Raw genomic sequence first — 15,683 nt, 5'->3', positions numbered from 1 at the left:
CCTCACCTCGATCCTGCCGACCTCGCGACCGTCCTGCGCATCATGGAGTCCGCGAACGACCTCGACCCGGAGCACCCGGACAAGGTCGCGCTGCAGCGCGCCACGGCCAAGCTCTACAAGACGGTCAAGAAGCAGCGTCGCGACGCGGCGAAGGACGCTGTGCGGACAGCCGATCAGGCGGTGATCTCGGCGACAGCCACCGGTGCACCGACCCGCATCGACGACGAGACGCAGGGCCTCGAGCTGCTGCCGGCGGCCCAGGGCGCCTCTGCCGGCCGGCTCATCAAGTCCCGCCCGTGCTACGTGTGCAAGCAGCACTACAACGACGTGGACGTGTTCTACCACCAGCTGTGCCCGGAGTGCTCTGCGCTCAACCGGGACCGCCGCGACGCCCGGACCGACCTCACGGGCAAGCGTGCCCTGCTCACCGGTGGCCGGGCGAAGATCGGGATGTACATCGCTCTGCGCCTGCTGCGCGACGGTGCGCACACGACGATCACCACGCGCTTCCCGAACGACGCGATCCGCAGGTTCACGGCGATGGACGACAGCGCTGACTGGATCCACCGGCTGCGGATCATCGGGATCGATCTCCGTGACCCTGCGCAGGTCGTCGCGCTGGCGGACGACGTCGCGGCGCAGGGCCCGTTGGACATCCTCATCAACAACGCTGCACAGACCGTCCGCCGCTCGCCGGGTGCTTACGCTCCGCTCGCCGCTGCGGAGGACTCGCCGCTCCCCTCGGGGTACCTGCCCGACGTCGTGACGTTCGGGCGGAGCCACGACACGCACCCTGCCTCGCTCGAGGGGACGGTGCCGACCGAGCCGACAGCCACGGCGCACGCCTCGGTGACGACCGCCGACCTGCTGACGAAGCTCGCGCTCACCGCCGGCTCGGCCTCCCTCGACCGGGTCGCGAGCTCGACGGCGATCGACGCCGCGGGGCTCGTCCCCGACCTCGTCGACTCGAACTCGTGGGTCCAGAACGTCGAAGACGTCGACGCCCTCGAGCTTCTCGAGGTCCAGCTGTGCAACAGCACCGCGCCGTTCATCCTCATCAGCCGGTTGCGCGAGTCCATGCGCCAGGCTGAGGGCGCGCGCCGCTACATCGTCAACGTCTCAGCGATGGAGGGGCAGTTCTCCCGCGGCTACAAGGGACCGGGGCACCCGCACACGAACATGGCGAAGGCGGCCGTGAACATGCTCACCCGCACAAGCGCCCGTGAGATGTTCGAGACGGACTCGATCCTCATGACGAGCGTCGACACCGGGTGGATCACGGACGAGCGTCCGCACACGACGAAGGTGCGTCTCGCCGAGGAAGGCTTCCACGCTCCGCTCGACCTCGTCGACGGCGCGGCGCGGGTCTATGACCCGATCGTGCGTGGCGAGCTCGGCGAAGACGTGTTCGGGTGCTTCCTCAAGGACTACGCACCGTCCGCCTGGTAGCACCTGCTCGCGCTGGTGCGCAGCACGCTCGTGGCCGGGCCTCCGGCCTGGTCAGTCCTGTGCGCGACGACGACGGAGCCTGTGCGCCGTCGTGCGGACGATCTCCCACGCACGCGCACCGACGACCTTCATCCGGTGCAGGAGCCTGCTGGCCCAGGGGAACTCGGTCGAGAGGACCGCGACGCCGGCGAACATGACGACGAGCCCGGGTCCGGGCAGGACGAGCATCGCCAGGCCCGCGAGGACGAGGACCGTCCCGACGAGAGCGATGGTCGCGACGCGCACGGGGTGCGGCAGCGTCCGGAGCCGCGCGTGGACGCGGTCGAGGGCGCGCGCGGCCGCGTGCGGATGGACGGGGGCGCTCGGGACGGTGTCCGCGTGCGGACGTGCGGGTGCGGGCGGTGCGAGCGTCGTCATCGCTCCACGATACGGGGAGAGCAGCGTTCTCACGAGGAATTCTGTGGTGGATCTTGAGGGGTCGCACAGCCTGCTGCACACAACATCTCCACACGCGAGCATTGCTAAAGATATATCGTCGATATATCTTTAAGACATCGGTTGAGCCGAGGAGCACCGCTCCCCGCTCCCGTCTGCCGGACAGCACCCGCGAGGTGCAGCCCCGTCCGAGGACCTTCCGGCCCTCCACCCATCGCGCACCACCACCTGCACCACCTTCAAGGAGACACCCCATGCGACACGACTGCTCACACACCTGGTACACGGAACCAGCCCGCTGCTCCGACGACGAGCGAGGCCGCGGCCGGTGCGGTCCCAGCCGGCACGACCGCCACGGCCGGTGCCGAGACGACCACCACGGCATGAACGACCTCGGCTACCTGACGGCACGCTCGTGCGACGACGACGGGAACGGCGCCTGCGACCCAGGGCCCGACCAGGGATCCGGGCGCGGACAAGGCCGCGGACAGGGCCGCCGGTCCGGGCGCGGGCCAGGCGGCGGATCTGGCGGCGGTTCCGGCCGCCGCTCCGACGACGGCCCTGACGGACCCGGCCGACCGGGCGACGGCGAAGGACGCGGGCGCGGAGGTCGCGGGCCCGGTGGACCAGGCGGCCCCGGCGGGCCCGGTGGACCCGGGCGCGGCTTCGGGCGCGGTTCCCGAGCGGGTCGCGGCGACATCCGCGGCGCGGTGCTGCTCCTGCTCAGCGAGCAGCCGATGCACGGGTACCAGATCATCCAGGAGATCGCTCAGCGCTCTGGCGGACGGTGGACCCCGAGCCCGGGAGCGATCTACCCCGCGCTCAGCCTCCTCGAGGACGAAGGCTTCCTGACGATCACGGCCGACTCGGGCCGCAAGCTCGCGACCCTCACACCAGAAGGTGTTGCACACGTCGAGGAGCACCGCGACGAGCTGGCGACACCGTGGGACCAGGCCACCGGCCGGGCGGCGCACCCGGCACGCGCACTGCGCGGCGCCCTCGACGAGCTCGGCGACGCGGCGCACCAGATCGCGCGGAGCGGGACGGACGAGCAGACCGCCCAGGCGCTGCTCGCGCTCGAGCGCGCACGGCGAGAGCTCTATCTCCTGCTCGCAGGAGAGACGCTAGCCACAGAGGACGACGACGAGGACGGGTCGACGCTCTAGACCGGCCCGAGGCTCGAGGTCGTCCCGAGGCTCTAGGTCGTCCCGGGCACGGATGTGCTCACGGACGAGGCGGTCGCGTCTTAGACCGTCTCGTCCTGGGGCGCGGAGGAGGCTGAGGCGTCCGAGCCTGCCGCAAGGTCTGGCTGGATGTCCTCGACGATGCGGACGTCGCCGTCGAGCCACGGGACGTCCCAGAGGTCGTCGCTCGACAGCCAGCGGAGCGCATCGTGCTCGACGAGCGGCGCTGGTTGCCCGTCGACCACCCGGGCGTACCAGAGGCGCATGACGTGACGGTCGGTGATGATCCACGATCCGGCGTCAGGGCCGACGATCTCGCGACCGAGCTCGACACGCACGCCGAGCTCCTCGCGGATCTCGCGATGGAGTGCTTCTTCGGGGGTCTCGCCTGCATCGACCTTGCCGCCAGGAAACTCCCACCGGCCGACAAGATGCTCGGGCCGGGACCTTCGAGCCGCGAGCAGCGCTCCTGGGGTTGCCAGGTCGTCGACGATCGCGGCTGCGACCACTAATACTGCGTTCTCCATACCTGAGATCTTCTCAGAGACATGTTTCGCAGGAGTGTCGCTCGACCGAGCAGCCACGTTGCTCCTCGGTCCGGACGAGGTGAGGATCAAGCGTTCAGCTGTCACCCTTGTACAGACCTGCGTCGCGGGCCCACTCGACAGCCTCGGCACGAGTCGAGACCCCGAGCTTGCGGTAGACGCTGCGAACCTGCGACTTGACGGTGTTGCGCGTGACGAACAGCTTTGAGGCGATCTGCTCGAGCGTCACCTCTTCGGTGAGATTCGAGAGAACGACGCGTTCCCGTCGAGTCAGCGAGCTGTTTGAGGGCTTCGCCGATCCCGACAACTCCATCGTGGTCATGTTTCCTCCAACGTTCTGCCGGTGGCCCAGCTGCTCTGGATCAGGTAACCGGTTCGTCTACTACAAGGAGAGAGGGGGTTGGTCCGCGTCTATGACGCGGATTTCACCCCGACTTTCGCCTTCGTTCGGCGCCCCAGTTCCATAGACTGCTGGACGGCACGTAGTGGCAGTTCAGCGCGCTATTTCGGTTCGACAGGAGCGACAGACCGGTGTGAACCGGCCCTGCTGCAGCAACTGTCCGGCGATCCTAATTTCAGAATAATCGGACATTTACCACTGCGCCTCCCGAACGGGACACCTGGCCTATCGTCAGAGAGAGCGTGGCGTATGAGGCCTCCTCTTCCTCCGTTACCAAAACGTTAGCTTCCCACCTGCGTTTCGTACTCAGACGCGGTCAAGACCGCCCCGGTCTCTGTCACGTCGACCTTGATGAGCCAGCCCGCACCGTAGGGATCGGTGTTCACGAGGTCCGGGCTCTCGACAGCACCGTCGTTGATCTCGACGACTGTTCCGCTCACCGGAGAGAAGAGCTCCGACACCGACTTGGTCGACTCGATCTCGCCGACGACGGAACCCGCGACGAGCACGGTCCCGACGGCAGGCAGCTCGAGGTACACGATGTCGCCGAGCGCATCTTGTGCGGTCCACGTGATCCCGATGGTGGTGGGGCTGTCATCGGTGAACCACTCGTGCTCGGCCGTGTACTTGAGTCCGGCGGGGAAGTTCGACATACGGGTCCTTCTCTCATGTTGTTCTCATGAAGCGTACAGATGGAGGGTGAAAAATGCCCGCTCAGTCTCGCCTGTAGAACGGCAGGGCTATGACCTCGACCTCTTCCGCACGGCCTCGGACGTCGACCGCGAGCCGGGTACCGACCGCGGACACCTCCGGCGTCACGTACGCGAGGGCGATGGGGTGGCCGAGCGTCGGCGACGGCGCTCCCGAGGTCACGCGACCGATGACGACGTCGGGCTTCGACGCGTCCATGATCACGGAGTGCCCCGCGCGTGCTGGTCGGCGACCGAGCACGCTCAGCCCGACGAGGACGCGCGCAGGCGGCGATCCCTTGCGCGAGGCGAGCGCAGCGCGCCCGACGAACTCGACGACAGACCCGTCGGGCGTGACCTTGTCGAGGCGGACGACCCTGCCCAGCCCTGCTTCGAAGGGTGTCGTGGTGAGGTCGAGCTCGTGGCCGTAGAGCGGCATCCCTGCCTCGAGCCGCAGGCTGTCGCGAGCCGAGAGACCTGCGGGGACGAGACCTGCGGGCACCCCCGCAGCGAGCAGCGCGGTCCACAGCTCGCGAGCACGCTCGGCAGGCACGAACAGCTCGAAGCCGTCCTCGCCCGTGTACCCGGTCCGTGCCACGAGGGTGTCGATGCCGGCGACGACCGCGGGCACGATCGCGTAGTAGCGCAGACCCGTGACCGCGTCGACGTCGCTGGAGACGAGCGAGACGAGGATCGACTCGGCGAGCGGCCCCTGCACGGCCACGAGCGCCGTCTCGACCGACGTCAGTCGGACGGTCGCGTCGAACGAGGAGCACCGCTCGACGAGCGCCGCGTGGACCACGTCGGTGTTGCCGGCGTTCGCGACGACGAGGAACTCCTCGTCGGCCAGCCGGTAGACGACCAGGTCGTCGATGACCGCACCGTCCTCCTGGGCGATCATCGTGTAGCGGGCCCGTCCGACACCGACCTGCGAGAGCCATCCGACGAGGGCGTGGTCGAGCGCAGAGGCTGCCTCCGGGCCGGTGACCATGATCTCGCCCATGTGGGAGAGGTCGAAGAGCCCGGCCGCGGTGCGCACGGCCGTGTGCTCGGCGATGTCGCTGCCGTAGCGCAGGGGCATCTCCCAGCCGCCGAACTCGGTGAGGCTCGCACCGAGCGCGACGTGCTCGTCGTGCAAGGGGCTCAGGCGTGCGGTGGCGGTCATCGGTTCTCCTCCGTGGTGGTGAGGGACTCGCCAGGCTCGGCGTAGGCCTCGATGGGTGGGCACGAGCAGACGAGGTTGCGGTCCCCGCGAGCGCCGTCGACGCGGCGGACGGGCGGCCAGTACTTCGCGGTGCGCAGCTCGGCTACCGGGTAGGCGGCCGTCTCGCGGGAGTAGGGCTTGTCCCAGGCGTCCGAGACGACGCTGGTGGCCGTGTGCGGTGCGTTGCGCAGCGGAGAGTCCGTCAGCGTCCAGGTTCCGGCGGCGACCTCGTCGATCTCGGCACGGATGGCGAGCATCGCGTGGATGAACCGGTCGAGCTCGTGGAGGTCCTCGGACTCGGTCGGCTCGACCATGAGCGTGCCAGGGACCGGGAACGAGAGGGTCGGGGCGTGGAAGCCGTAGTCCATGAGGCGCTTGGCGACGTCTTCCGCGGTGACCCCGGTCTGTGCCGTGAGGGGACGCAGGTCGAGGATGCACTCGTGGGCGACGAGCCCTCCGGGCCCGGTGTAGAGGACGGGGAACGCGTCGTTCAGCCGGGAGGCGATGTAGTTCGCGGAGACGACGGCGATCTCCGTCGCACGACGCAGACCGTCCGGCCCCATGAGGGAGACGTAGGCGTACGGGATCGGGAGGATGCCGGCCGAGCCGAACGGGGCTGCGGCCACCGGGGTGGCGCCCTGCGGGTCGAGCGGGTCGCCCGGGAGGAACGGGACGAGGTGCGGCGCGACGCCGATCGGGCCGACGCCCGGACCGCCGCCGCCGTGGGGGATGCAGAACGTCTTGTGGAGGTTGAGGTGCGAGACGTCGCCGCCGAACTGGCCCGGCTTCGCGAGGCCGACGAGCGCGTTGAGGTTCGCGCCGTCGATGTAGACCTGTCCTCCGGCCGCGTGGACGAGGTCGCAGACCTCGCGGACGTGCTCCTCGTACACCCCGTGGGTCGACGGGTAGGTGATCATGATCGCCGCGACCTGGTCACCGTGCTGGTCGAGCTTGGCGCGGAGGTCGTCGAGGAGGATCTCGCCGTCTGCGGCGGTCGCGACGACCACGACGCGCATGCCGGCCATCGCGGCCGAAGCGGCGTTCGTGCCGTGCGCGGATGCCGGGATGAGGCAGATCGTGCGTGCGCCCTCTCCGCGGGAGCGGTGGTAGTTGCGGATCGCGAGCAGTCCGGCGAACTCGCCCTGCGAGCCCGCGTTCGGCTGGACAGAGACGGCTGCATACCCGGTGATCTCCGCGAGCTGGGCCTCGAGCGACCCGATGAGCTCGGCGTAGCCGAGCGCCTGCTCGCGCGGGGCGAACGGGTGCAGGCCCGCGAGCTCGGGCCACGAGATGGGCTCCATCTGGATCGCGGCGTTGAGCTTCATCGTGCACGAGCCCAGGGGGATCATCGTGCGGTCGAGCGCGAGGTCTTTGTCCGAGAGCGCGCGCAGGTACCGCATCATCTGGGTCTCGGACCGGTGCGCGTGGAAGACGGGGTGGGTGAGGTACTCGCTGGTCCGGGCGAGGCGCGCGGGGACTGGTTCGCCGGCCGCGACGAAGGCGAGGTCGGCACCGTCGAGGTTGAGCACCGCGAGGAGCTGTTCCACGTGAAACGAGGTGGTCGTCTCGTCGCACGCGATCTGCACGTGGTCGGCGTCCGGCGCGTAGAGGTTGATCCCGACGGCGTCGGCGGCGGCGAGGATCTCGGCGGCGCGGCCGGGGACGACGATCCGCACGGTGTCGAAGAAGTCGTCGTGCTCGACGTCTAGGCCCAGGGCGTGGGCTCCCTTCGCGACGGCGAGGGCTCGGCCGTGGACGCGCTCCGCGATCGCACGCAGCCCGTCGGGCCCGTGGTAGATGGCGTACATCGAGGCGACGATCGCGAGGAGCGCCTGTGCGGTGCAGATGTTGCTCGTCGCCTTCTCGCGGCGGATGTGCTGCTCACGGGTCTGGAGCGCCAGACGGTATGCGGGCGCACCGTCGGCGTCGAGGCTCACTCCCACGATCCGGCCGGGGAGCATCCGCTCGATGCCCTTGCGGACCGCCATGAAGGCTGCGTGCGGGCCGCCGTAGAAGAGCGGGACACCGAAGCGCTGAGCCGATCCGACGGCGATGTCGGCGCCGACGTCGCCCGGCGCGGTGAGGATCGTCAGCGCGAGGAGGTCCGTCGCGACGGTGACGAGCGCGCCTGCCTCCTTCGCTGCGTCGACGAGCGGAGCGAGCTCGCGCGCCTGCCCGCTCGCCCCGAGCTGCTGCACGACGACGCCGACGACGTCCGCCCCGGTGAGATCTGCGTCCGCGAGCGCTGCAGCGACGCCGGAGGTGAAGCCTGCGGAGAGGTCGGCGACGACGACCGGGAGGCCGATCGCCTCGGCGCGTCCCTGGGTGACCGAGAGCGACTGCGGGAAGAGGTCGGAGTCGAGCACCACGACGCCGGGGCCGGCTGCTGGTCCGCGCTTCGCGGCGCGCCACATGAGGGCGACGGCCTCGGCGACGGCTGTCGCCTCGTCGAGGAGGGAGGCGTTGGCGACCTCGAGACCGGTGAGGTCGCTGACGACCGTCTGGAAGTTGAGGAGCGCCTCGAGGCGTCCTTGCGAGATCTCGGGCTGGTAGGGCGTGTAGGCCGTGTACCAGGCGGGGCTCTCGAGGACTCCGCGGCGGATGACGGCGGGCGTGATCGTGTCGTAGTAGCCGAGACCGATCATCTGCGTGCGCGTCTGGTTCTTGCCGGCGATCGCCCGCAGGTCGGCGAGCACCTCGGCCTCGGTGCGGGCGGCCGGGAGGTCGAGCGGGCCGTCGAGGCGGATCGACGCGGGGACGGCGGTGTCGATGAGGTCGTCTACGGTTGCGTAGCCGAGGTGGTCGAGCATGACCTGGACGTCGTCGGTGCCGTCCTGGCGGTCGGCCCGTGGGCCGACGTGGCGGTCGACGAAACGGTCTCCTGCGGGTCCTGCGCTGGCGAAGGTCGGGGTCACAACAGGCTCCTGGAGGGTCGGGCAGGCGCAGCACGCCGTGGGCACGGGACCCTCCCCGCTCTGTCGTCAGACCCTGCGCGCCCCGGTCGAGGGGGCGTCTGGGTCAACCTGAGAGTTTGGCCCGCCGCGGGTGGCGCGGGCTTGCCCCTTCGGTGAGGCGGTCGGCTACGGTGTCCGCTGGTCGACGCGCCTGCTGTTCAGAGTTGCCTCGCCGCGGCGGTACGTGGGCCTGAGAGTTTCCCGGGGAGGATTTGCTCCTTCGGCGCCTGACACGTGTCTCCGGGATGACGGGTGGCCGGTCAGGGCTCTCCCGCCGCAGCTCGAGCAGCGCTATCTGTGGTTGTGCGGCAATGATACCGGTCGCGTTCGTGCTGCTGATGGCAGGGAACAGCGTCTCGCGAGACCCACAGGAACACCCCACAGAAACGCCCCACAGGAACCCACAGGTCCTGCACAGGTTCAGACGATGCAGACACGGCGTCGGTCCGCCGATGGGCAGGTGGAGCGCCATCACGGCGCTGTGCAGACGAGAGGACACGACCATGCAGGTTTCAGGCATCGCCGACACGACGGGCGCGGCAGCGAGCGCGCTGGCCGGCGCGGGAGCGAACCGCCCCGAAGGTCCGCCTCCTGGCGGACAGGCCGGTCCGCCCCTGGGTGGCGGACGCGGAGGCCCGCCGCCCGCGGAGTCCGGCTCCGCGTCGAGCTCCTCGACGAGCGAGTCGACGACCACGTCCACGTCGACGACCTCAAGCTCGACCTCGACCGACCTTGCTGCGCTGCGCCGCCAGCTCGCCGTGGACCAGCGGACCCAGGCTCAGCACACGCGAGAGAAGGCCGACCAGGCCACGCTCGCTGCTGATGCTGCACGGGTCGAGGCCAGCCAGCTGGCGATCACGACCGCGCTGTCCGGTGGCCTCGACGTCTTGCTCTGAGCCAGCACGGCGGCAGCGCCCGCAGAACTAGGGCGCTGCCGTTCAGCGGACGTCGAGCGTGCGCTGCCAGGCGATGATCCGGTCGACCGCCTCGGAGACCACCTCGGGTGCGGCGGCGAAAGAGAGCCGGACCCAGTCGTGGCCGTGCACGCCGTCGAAGTCGGTCCCTGGCGTGAGCGCGACGCCCGTCTCGGCGAGGAGACGTTCGCACCAGGTGACGGAGTCGAGCCCCGAGCGGGACACGTCTGCGTAGATGTAGAAGGCCCCGTCGGCGGGTGCGACACGCTCCCAGCCCAGGTCGTCGAGCCGGTCGAGCACGAGCCGTCGTGACTCGCGGTACTGCTCGGCGTTCGCGCGCGCGGCCGCATAGCCTGCGTCGCTGAAGGCGGCGGTGCCTGCGTGCTGCGCGAGCGCCGGCGGGCAGAGCGCGACGTTGCTCGCGAGCGCGTCGACCGCGCTGACGAGGTCGTCGGGCAGGACGAGCCAGCCGAGGCGCCACCCGGTCATGGCCCAGTACTTGGAGAACGAGTTGACGACGACGGCGCCGCTGCCGAGGTAGGACGCGGCGGTCGCGGTGCGGACGGCGTCGACCCCCGGCTCCTCGTAGGTGATCCCGTGGTAGATCTCGTCGCTGACGAGCCGGACGTCGAAGTCGGAGCACCAGCTGGCGAGGGCGGCGAGCTCGTCGGCCGGGATCATCGTGCCTGTCGGGTTTGCGGGGCTCGCGATGACGAGGCCGTCGAGGCCTCCGCCGTAGTAGGCCTCCTGGAGCTGGGAGATCGTCGGCTGGTAGCGGGTCTCGGGTCCGCAGTCGAGCTCGACGACCTCGCACCCGAGCGACGTGAGGATGTTGCGGTAGGCGGGGTATCCGGGGCGAGCGAGAGCGACCCTGTCGCCGACGTCGAACGCCGCGAGGAACGCGAGCATGAAGCCGCCGGAGGACCCGGTGGTGACGGCGACCTGCTCGGGGGAGACCTCGACGTCGTACCAGCGGCCGTAGTGCTCGGCGATCGCGCGGCGCAGCGCCGGGGCACCGAGCGCCTCCGTGTAGCCGAGGTCACCGGCGGTGAGCAGCTCGATCGCCCGCTGGCGGACGGCCTCCGACGCGCCGGTCGACGGCTCGCCCGCGCAGAGGTTGAGGACGGACTCGCCGGCGGCCCGCCGGGCGTTGGCGGCGGCGAGCACCTCCATGACGGCGAATGGGGGGACCTGGGCGCGCCGAGAGACCTTCATGAGGACATCGTGTCAGGCCTGACCGTGCGAGGTCCGGTGGCGGGGAGCACGCCGGCCGCGCGAAGCTCTCGGCCGAGGCTCTCGCCGTCGGGCGCACCGACGACGGTAACCGTGCCGGCCGCGGCGCGGGCCTGCGTGCGGGAGCCGACGTTCGGGGTCGGGGCACCGTGGGCGAGGACCTGCTCGGTCGGCGTGAGCTGACGGATGACGACCGCTCGCACCTGGTCCGGGTGCGTCTCGGTGAACTCGCCGTAGATCGAGGGGTCGTGCTGGCCGTCGTCGCCGACGAGCAACCATCGGACCTGCGGGAGCTCCGTGGCGAGCCGTTGGAGCGCCCGACGCTTGTGCTCGCGACCGCTGCGGAACCATCCCGTGTTGGTCGGGCCCCAGTCGGTGAGGAACAGGGGACCTGGCGGGTAGTGGTGGTAGGCGAAGAACCGGCGCAGCGCGGGCGCGACGTTCCACGCGTTCGTCGAGAGGTAGAACACGGGGATCTCCGGGTTCGCCGCCTCGATCTCGGCGTAGAGCGCAGCCATGCCCTTGACCGGCCGCCGGGCGTCCTCGTGGAGGACGAGGATGTTCCAGATCGCGGTGAGCGGTCGCGGCAGCGCGGTGACCATCAGGGTGTCGTCGACGTCGCTGACGAGCCCGGTCGTCTCGTGGGCGTCGAGGATCCGCACCGGGGTCCGGACCGACGGGCCTCCCCCGGCGGGCCCGTCCTCGGTCGCGCGCACCTGGACGTCGTGCCATCCCTTGGTCAGGCGCGCGGGGACGACCGTGTCGACGTAGCCACCGCGGTCCGACGTCGCCGCGTGGGCGACACCGTCGACGACGATCTCGACAGCGGCGTGCGGGAGCTGGGCGGTGAAGAAGCTGCGCCAGCCGCGCACGGCCCGCAGAGGCTCAGGTCCGCGACGGGCTGCCGCCCGGGCTCTCCTGGCCCGAGGCTCGGGTGCTGCGTCCTCCTCGATCGCGGTCGGGTCGTCGACGCCCTGCGCCCGCTGGTTGCTCTTCGGCGAGAGCATGACCCGGCCGAGCACACGCACCCAGCCGTCCTCGTCACCATCTGCAGCGATCCCGTACCCCGTGTACGGCTCGATGCGGGCCTGCCATCCGCGGGAGCGCAGCGTCCTGGCGACAGCGTTGACGAAGCGGTCCTCCCAGCGGCTCGCTCGGTGCGGTCTGCTCGACGTGTCGGTACTCATGGGAGGAGTCTTCCAGCGGGTGAGGGTCGGTGCCCGCTGGGCGGTGTCGGCAGCTAGCCGGCGTGAGGCGCGGTCGCGGTGCCGCGTCCTGCCAGGTGAGCGCGCACGTGCTCGACGATGCCGTCGACGGCGGCCTCGACCTGGTCGAGGCACCCCTCGAAGTCTGCCGGCCCGCCGTACCAGGGGTCCTCGACGTCGAGGAGGCACTCGTCGCGCTGCTCGGTCACGCGCGGTGCCTGCGGGTCGAACGACCGGAACATCCGGATCTGCGCCGGTCCACCGTCCGTGCCCGAGGTCTCGGCGAGACGCCGCAGCACCCGGGCGTGGTCGGTGGTCATCGCGAGGACGAGGTCTCGCTCGGCGAGGTCGGCTGCGTCGGTGCGTCGTGCCCGGTGGGCGTCGAGCGCCGCGTCGGAGTACCCGGCCGCGACGAGCACAGCCCGTGCACGACGATCGATCGGGTTGCCCACCTCCTCGGAGGTGACTCCCGTCGAGTCGACGACGACGTGCTCCCCCAGGCCGGCGGCGTCGAGCCGCTCGCGAAGGACGATCTCGGCCATGGGCGAGCGGCAGATGTTGCCCGTGCACACGGTCATGATGCGGAGAAGGGGTGCCGTCATGGCGCCCATCCTGCCCCAGGCTGGTCGCCCGCGCCTGCCCGTCGAAAAAACCCTTGAACGTCCCGCGAGGCCGGGCGTAGCCTCGGCAGCACACAGAAAAGGAGGTGGTCCAAGACATGATCTGTTCTCAGACGCGTGAGGTGGCTGTCCGCTAGTCGCCAGGTGCTCAGGTCGGGTCACCGACCGGTGAGCGACGGACGGCCGGACGGCAGTGCCGATACCCGGGCCACCGCACCTTCACAGGTGGGCGGCAGCGAGTACCAGACAGCCACCGGAGCCCGTGGGAGCCGCGATCTCGTCCATCGCGGCAGGTGGGGGAGACCCCACCAGCCCACGGGCCCTTCTGTGTCTCAGGCCCAGACGTGCGTGCAGCTCACGCGTCCACGTCGGAGCGCACGAGCCGGTCCGCGCGACGGTCGTCGAGGTACTCCCGGAGCTCGTTGCGCACCACCGGGAACAGCAGGTAGAGCCCGAGGATGTTGATGAACGCGCAGAGGAAGAGCATCGCGTCGGCGAGGTTGACGACGTCGCCGAGCGAGAGGACCGAACCGAACACGGTGAAGAGGACGAAGACGACCTGGAAGATGCGCTCGGTCACGGGCGTGCGTCCGAAGAGGGACGTCCATGCCTTCTGCGAGTAGTACGCCCACGTGATGAGGGTCGAGAACGCGAAGAGCGCCACAGCGACGGCGAGCACGACCGGGAACCACGGGAGCACCGTCTCGAAGGCGTCAGACGTGAGCGTGACACCGTTGCCCGGGCCGAGGCCGCCGGTGGCGACGTCCTCACGTCCGTCGAGCCAGGACTGCGGCCGCGCGATGATGATCGTCAGGGCGGTGAGCGTGCAGATGACGACCGTGTCGATGAACGGCTCGAGGAGCGAGACGAAGCCCTCGGTGACCGGGCGCTTCGTCTTGACGGCCGAGTGGGCGATCGGTGCAGACCCGATGCCTGCCTCGTTGGAGAACGCGGCCCGCTGGAACCCGACGATGAGAACACCGACGATCCCTCCGGTGACGCCGTCCGGGTCGAATGCTCCGGAGATGATCTCGCCGAAGGCCGGGATGATCCCGTCGGCGTTGACCGCGAGGACCGTGAGGCACGCGAGGACGTAGAGGACGCCCATCGCCGGGACGAGCTTGCTCGTGATGCGAGCGATGGACTTGATGCCGCCGATGATGACGATGCCGACGAGGAGTGCGAGCACGATCCCGAAGATCAGTGCTGATCCGTCGCTCGCGAGCGGGCCGTCGTCTCCGCCGGTGACGTTGCGCGCCTGCGCGTAGGTCTGGTTGGCCTGGAACATGTTGCCGCCCACGATCCCGAAGAAGAAGATCGAGACCGCGAAGATGCTGGTGAGCACCTTCGCCGGGATGCGGCCGAACCGCGCGAACGCGATGGGGAGGTAGCGGAACGGGCCACCAGAGATGGTGCCGTCCTCGTGCTCCTCACGATATTTCACGCCGAGCGTGCACTCGACGAACTTGGTGCACATGCCGAGCAGACCGGCGACGATCATCCAGAACGTCGCACCCGCGCCACCGATCGTCACGGCGATCGCTACACCAGCGATGTTGCCGAGTCCCACAGTCCCGGACACTGCCGAGGAGAGCGCCTGGAAGTGGCTGACCTCGCCGGGGTCCGAGGAGCGTCCGTACTTGCCGCGCACGAGGGCGATCGCGTGGCCGAAGCCACGGACCTGGATGCCGCGGAGCGCGATGGTGAAGAAGAGCGCGGCACCGATGAGCCATGCGATGAGGATCGGGACGCTCGCGTCTCCGATCGGCACGCTGTAGAAGATGACGTCGGCGAATACTTTTGCAACAGGCGCAAAGGCGGAGTTGATCGATTCCTCGATGTCGCTGACGGACGCTGTCCAGAACACTGTTGCTGGCTGCATCGGGCAATTGGACCGTACTGGGAGCATGTCCGCAACTGTTGACGAACTATCCCAGGTCGAGTACAGCGACGTGTGCGAGCAGACCGTCCACGACCGCTGTGACCGCCGAGGTGGGCTCGTGGCGGTTCGCGCGGTGGCGGGCAGCGATGCGCCGGGTGCCGAGCCCGGCGACCTGCACGACGTCGACGCCCTGCAGGTCTGCGGTCTGGAGCGCGAGGGCCGGAAGGAGCGCGATCCCCTGACCAGCGGCGACGAGCGCGAGAGCGACCTCGTAGCTGGAGTACGCGTGCCGCGACTCTTGTACGGCCCCGGTGAGGGCGACGACGCGAGCGAGGGCACGCGCAGCAGCAGTGTCTTTCTCTGCTCCGATCCAGACGGCGTCCTTGAGGCCTTGGACCGTGGCCGGGACAGCCATGCTCGTCGGCACGACGAGCCGCCACGGTTCGTCGAGCAGCAGCGTCTCGCTGAACCCCTTGGGGACGGGCCGTGCCGAGGCGGAGTCGTGCTCGAGGACGACCAGGTCGAGCTCGCCGCTGCGCAGCCCCCGGGCAGCATCGACGCTCTCGACCTCGTGGACGGAGATCTCGATGCCGGGCGCCGTAAGGGCGAGGTCGGTGAGCATCGGTGCGACGACGCTCCGGGTGACGGTCTGGAACGCACCGATGACGACGCGTCCGCTGACCTCGGGGCCGAGGAGCGCTATCTGCTTGCGGGCCTCGACGAGCTCGGTCTCGATGCGCTCGGCCGCTTCGGCGAGCATGAGCCCGACCGCGGTGAGGGTCACTCCTCGGGGCCCGCGGTCGAGGACCTGGACGTTCTCCTCGAGCTCGAGCTTGGCGATCTGCTGAGAGACGGCGGACGGGGTCAGACGGAGCAGATCGGCCGCTGCAACGACTCCGCCAGCCCTGTGGACGGCAAGGAGAACACCAAGCCTTCGGGCATCGATAGCCATGTAGAGATGCTACATGG

Annotated in this window: 15 protein-coding genes and 1 riboswitch; of the genes, 3 read left to right on the top strand and 12 right to left on the bottom strand. The window is 69.7% G+C overall.

The genetic code is table 11. From position 1 onward, the window contains the following. Positions 1-42 precede the first annotated feature (42 nt). Entirely contained in the window at positions 43-1,449 is a 1,407-nt protein-coding gene (locus tag ATL42_RS13260) for an SDR family oxidoreductase (RefSeq protein ID WP_098456569.1), read from the top strand. A gap of 51 nt (positions 1,450-1,500) precedes the next feature. On the opposite strand, the gene ATL42_RS13255 is transcribed toward ATL42_RS13260, so the two are convergent. Further along, complete coding sequence (locus ATL42_RS13255) at positions 1,501-1,866, bottom strand: PGPGW domain-containing protein (protein ID WP_098455759.1); 366 nt, start codon at positions 1,864-1,866, stop codon at positions 1,501-1,503. Positions 1,867-2,153: 287 nt separating this feature from the next. Beyond that, a complete protein-coding gene (locus ATL42_RS16765; RefSeq protein ID WP_245862557.1) occupies positions 2,154-2,627 on the bottom strand; it encodes a hypothetical protein in 474 nt (157 codons plus the stop codon). Here ATL42_RS16765 and ATL42_RS16760 point away from each other — a divergent pair. Continuing rightward, positions 2,622-3,050, top strand: coding sequence for a PadR family transcriptional regulator (locus ATL42_RS16760; protein WP_245862554.1), 429 nt, complete (start codon positions 2,622-2,624; stop codon positions 3,048-3,050). The genes ATL42_RS16765 and ATL42_RS16760 overlap by 6 nt on opposite strands. 80 nt (positions 3,051-3,130) lie before the next feature. On the opposite strand, the gene ATL42_RS13245 is transcribed toward ATL42_RS16760, so the two are convergent. The 5 genes from ATL42_RS13245 to gcvP all read right to left on the bottom strand — a co-directional run bounded on the left by ATL42_RS13245 (position 3,131) and on the right by gcvP (position 8,821). Further along, positions 3,131-3,595, bottom strand: a complete 465-nt coding sequence (locus ATL42_RS13245; RefSeq protein WP_098455757.1) for a (deoxy)nucleoside triphosphate pyrophosphohydrolase — start codon at positions 3,593-3,595, stop codon at positions 3,131-3,133. A 94-nt stretch (positions 3,596-3,689) separates the two neighbouring features. Continuing rightward, a complete protein-coding gene (locus ATL42_RS13240) occupies positions 3,690-3,935 on the bottom strand; it encodes a LuxR C-terminal-related transcriptional regulator (RefSeq protein ID WP_098455756.1) in 246 nt (81 codons plus the stop codon). A gap of 359 nt (positions 3,936-4,294) precedes the next feature. Continuing rightward, the gene (gene gcvH, locus ATL42_RS13235) at positions 4,295-4,666 is read right to left on the bottom strand and encodes a glycine cleavage system protein GcvH (protein ID WP_098455755.1); all 372 of its coding nucleotides are present in this window, start codon (positions 4,664-4,666) and stop codon (positions 4,295-4,297) included. Positions 4,667-4,727: 61 nt separating this feature from the next. Further along, the gene (gene gcvT / locus ATL42_RS13230) at positions 4,728-5,867 is read right to left on the bottom strand and encodes a glycine cleavage system aminomethyltransferase GcvT (protein WP_098455754.1); all 1,140 of its coding nucleotides are present in this window, start codon (positions 5,865-5,867) and stop codon (positions 4,728-4,730) included. Continuing rightward, on the bottom strand, positions 5,864-8,821 hold the full coding sequence (gene gcvP / locus ATL42_RS13225) for an aminomethyl-transferring glycine dehydrogenase (RefSeq protein WP_098455753.1): 2,958 nt from the start codon (positions 8,819-8,821) through the stop codon (positions 5,864-5,866). The genes gcvT and gcvP overlap by 4 nt, the downstream gene beginning before the upstream one ends. A 207-nt stretch (positions 8,822-9,028) precedes the next feature. Next, a riboswitch (glycine riboswitch) is annotated at positions 9,029-9,144 on the bottom strand. A 219-nt stretch (positions 9,145-9,363) separates the two neighbouring features. Here gcvP and ATL42_RS13220 point away from each other — a divergent pair. Continuing rightward, on the top strand, positions 9,364-9,756 hold the full coding sequence (locus ATL42_RS13220) for a hypothetical protein (RefSeq protein WP_143556768.1): 393 nt from the start codon (positions 9,364-9,366) through the stop codon (positions 9,754-9,756). A gap of 42 nt (positions 9,757-9,798) precedes the next feature. Here the strand turns inward: ATL42_RS13220 and ATL42_RS13215 are convergent, their stop codons facing one another. The 5 genes from ATL42_RS13215 to ATL42_RS13195 form a co-directional block, all read right to left on the bottom strand. Continuing rightward, on the bottom strand, positions 9,799-10,989 hold the full coding sequence (locus tag ATL42_RS13215; protein ID WP_098455751.1) for a pyridoxal phosphate-dependent aminotransferase: 1,191 nt from the start codon (positions 10,987-10,989) through the stop codon (positions 9,799-9,801). Next, a complete protein-coding gene (locus tag ATL42_RS13210) occupies positions 10,986-12,194 on the bottom strand; it encodes an App1 family protein phosphatidate phosphatase (RefSeq protein WP_098455750.1) in 1,209 nt (402 codons plus the stop codon). Before ATL42_RS13210 ends, ATL42_RS13215 begins: the two co-directional genes overlap by 4 nt. Before the next feature lie 53 nt (positions 12,195-12,247). Continuing rightward, positions 12,248-12,814 (bottom strand): low molecular weight protein-tyrosine-phosphatase, encoded by a 567-nt coding sequence (locus tag ATL42_RS13205; RefSeq protein ID WP_098455749.1) that lies wholly within the window; start codon positions 12,812-12,814, stop codon positions 12,248-12,250. Between the two features lie 373 nt (positions 12,815-13,187). After that, the gene (locus tag ATL42_RS13200) at positions 13,188-14,714 is read right to left on the bottom strand and encodes an alanine/glycine:cation symporter family protein (RefSeq protein ID WP_211281825.1); all 1,527 of its coding nucleotides are present in this window, start codon (positions 14,712-14,714) and stop codon (positions 13,188-13,190) included. A gap of 46 nt (positions 14,715-14,760) precedes the next feature. Then, complete coding sequence (locus tag ATL42_RS13195; RefSeq protein ID WP_098455747.1) at positions 14,761-15,666, bottom strand: LysR family transcriptional regulator; 906 nt, start codon at positions 15,664-15,666, stop codon at positions 14,761-14,763. Positions 15,667-15,683: the final 17 nt, after the last annotated feature.

Origin of the sequence: Sanguibacter antarcticus, assembly GCF_002564005.1 — a bacterium.
GTDB classification, from domain to species: Bacteria; Actinomycetota; Actinomycetes; order Actinomycetales; family Cellulomonadaceae; genus Sanguibacter; species Sanguibacter antarcticus.
The sequence above is the reverse complement of the archived record's forward strand: the minus strand, read 5'-3'. Positions and strand labels throughout refer to the sequence as shown.

What these genes read in the sequence shown, in the direction of transcription:
- ATL42_RS13260 (WP_098456569.1), top strand. Translation starts at nt 43, where the DNA reads ATGGAGTCCGCGAACGACCTCGACCCGGAGCACCCGGACAAGGTCGCG.
- ATL42_RS13255 (WP_098455759.1), bottom strand. Translation starts at nt 1,866, where the DNA reads ATGACGACGCTCGCACCGCCCGCACCCGCACGTCCGCACGCGGACACC.
- ATL42_RS16760 (WP_245862554.1), top strand. Translation starts at nt 2,622, where the DNA reads ATGCACGGGTACCAGATCATCCAGGAGATCGCTCAGCGCTCTGGCGGA.
- ATL42_RS13245 (WP_098455757.1), bottom strand. Translation starts at nt 3,595, where the DNA reads ATGGAGAACGCAGTATTAGTGGTCGCAGCCGCGATCGTCGACGACCTG.
- ATL42_RS13240 (WP_098455756.1), bottom strand. Translation starts at nt 3,935, where the DNA reads ATGACCACGATGGAGTTGTCGGGATCGGCGAAGCCCTCAAACAGCTCG.
- gcvH (WP_098455755.1), bottom strand. Translation starts at nt 4,666, where the DNA reads ATGTCGAACTTCCCCGCCGGACTCAAGTACACGGCCGAGCACGAGTGG.
- gcvT (WP_098455754.1), bottom strand. Translation starts at nt 5,867, where the DNA reads ATGACCGCCACCGCACGCCTGAGCCCCTTGCACGACGAGCACGTCGCG.
- ATL42_RS13220 (WP_143556768.1), top strand. Translation starts at nt 9,364, where the DNA reads ATGCAGGTTTCAGGCATCGCCGACACGACGGGCGCGGCAGCGAGCGCG.
- ATL42_RS13215 (WP_098455751.1), bottom strand. Translation starts at nt 10,989, where the DNA reads ATGAAGGTCTCTCGGCGCGCCCAGGTCCCCCCATTCGCCGTCATGGAG.
- ATL42_RS13210 (WP_098455750.1), bottom strand. Translation starts at nt 12,194, where the DNA reads ATGAGTACCGACACGTCGAGCAGACCGCACCGAGCGAGCCGCTGGGAG.
- ATL42_RS13205 (WP_098455749.1), bottom strand. Translation starts at nt 12,814, where the DNA reads ATGACGGCACCCCTTCTCCGCATCATGACCGTGTGCACGGGCAACATC.
- ATL42_RS13200 (WP_211281825.1), bottom strand. Translation starts at nt 14,714, where the DNA reads ATGCAGCCAGCAACAGTGTTCTGGACAGCGTCCGTCAGCGACATCGAG.
- ATL42_RS13195 (WP_098455747.1), bottom strand. Translation starts at nt 15,666, where the DNA reads ATGGCTATCGATGCCCGAAGGCTTGGTGTTCTCCTTGCCGTCCACAGG.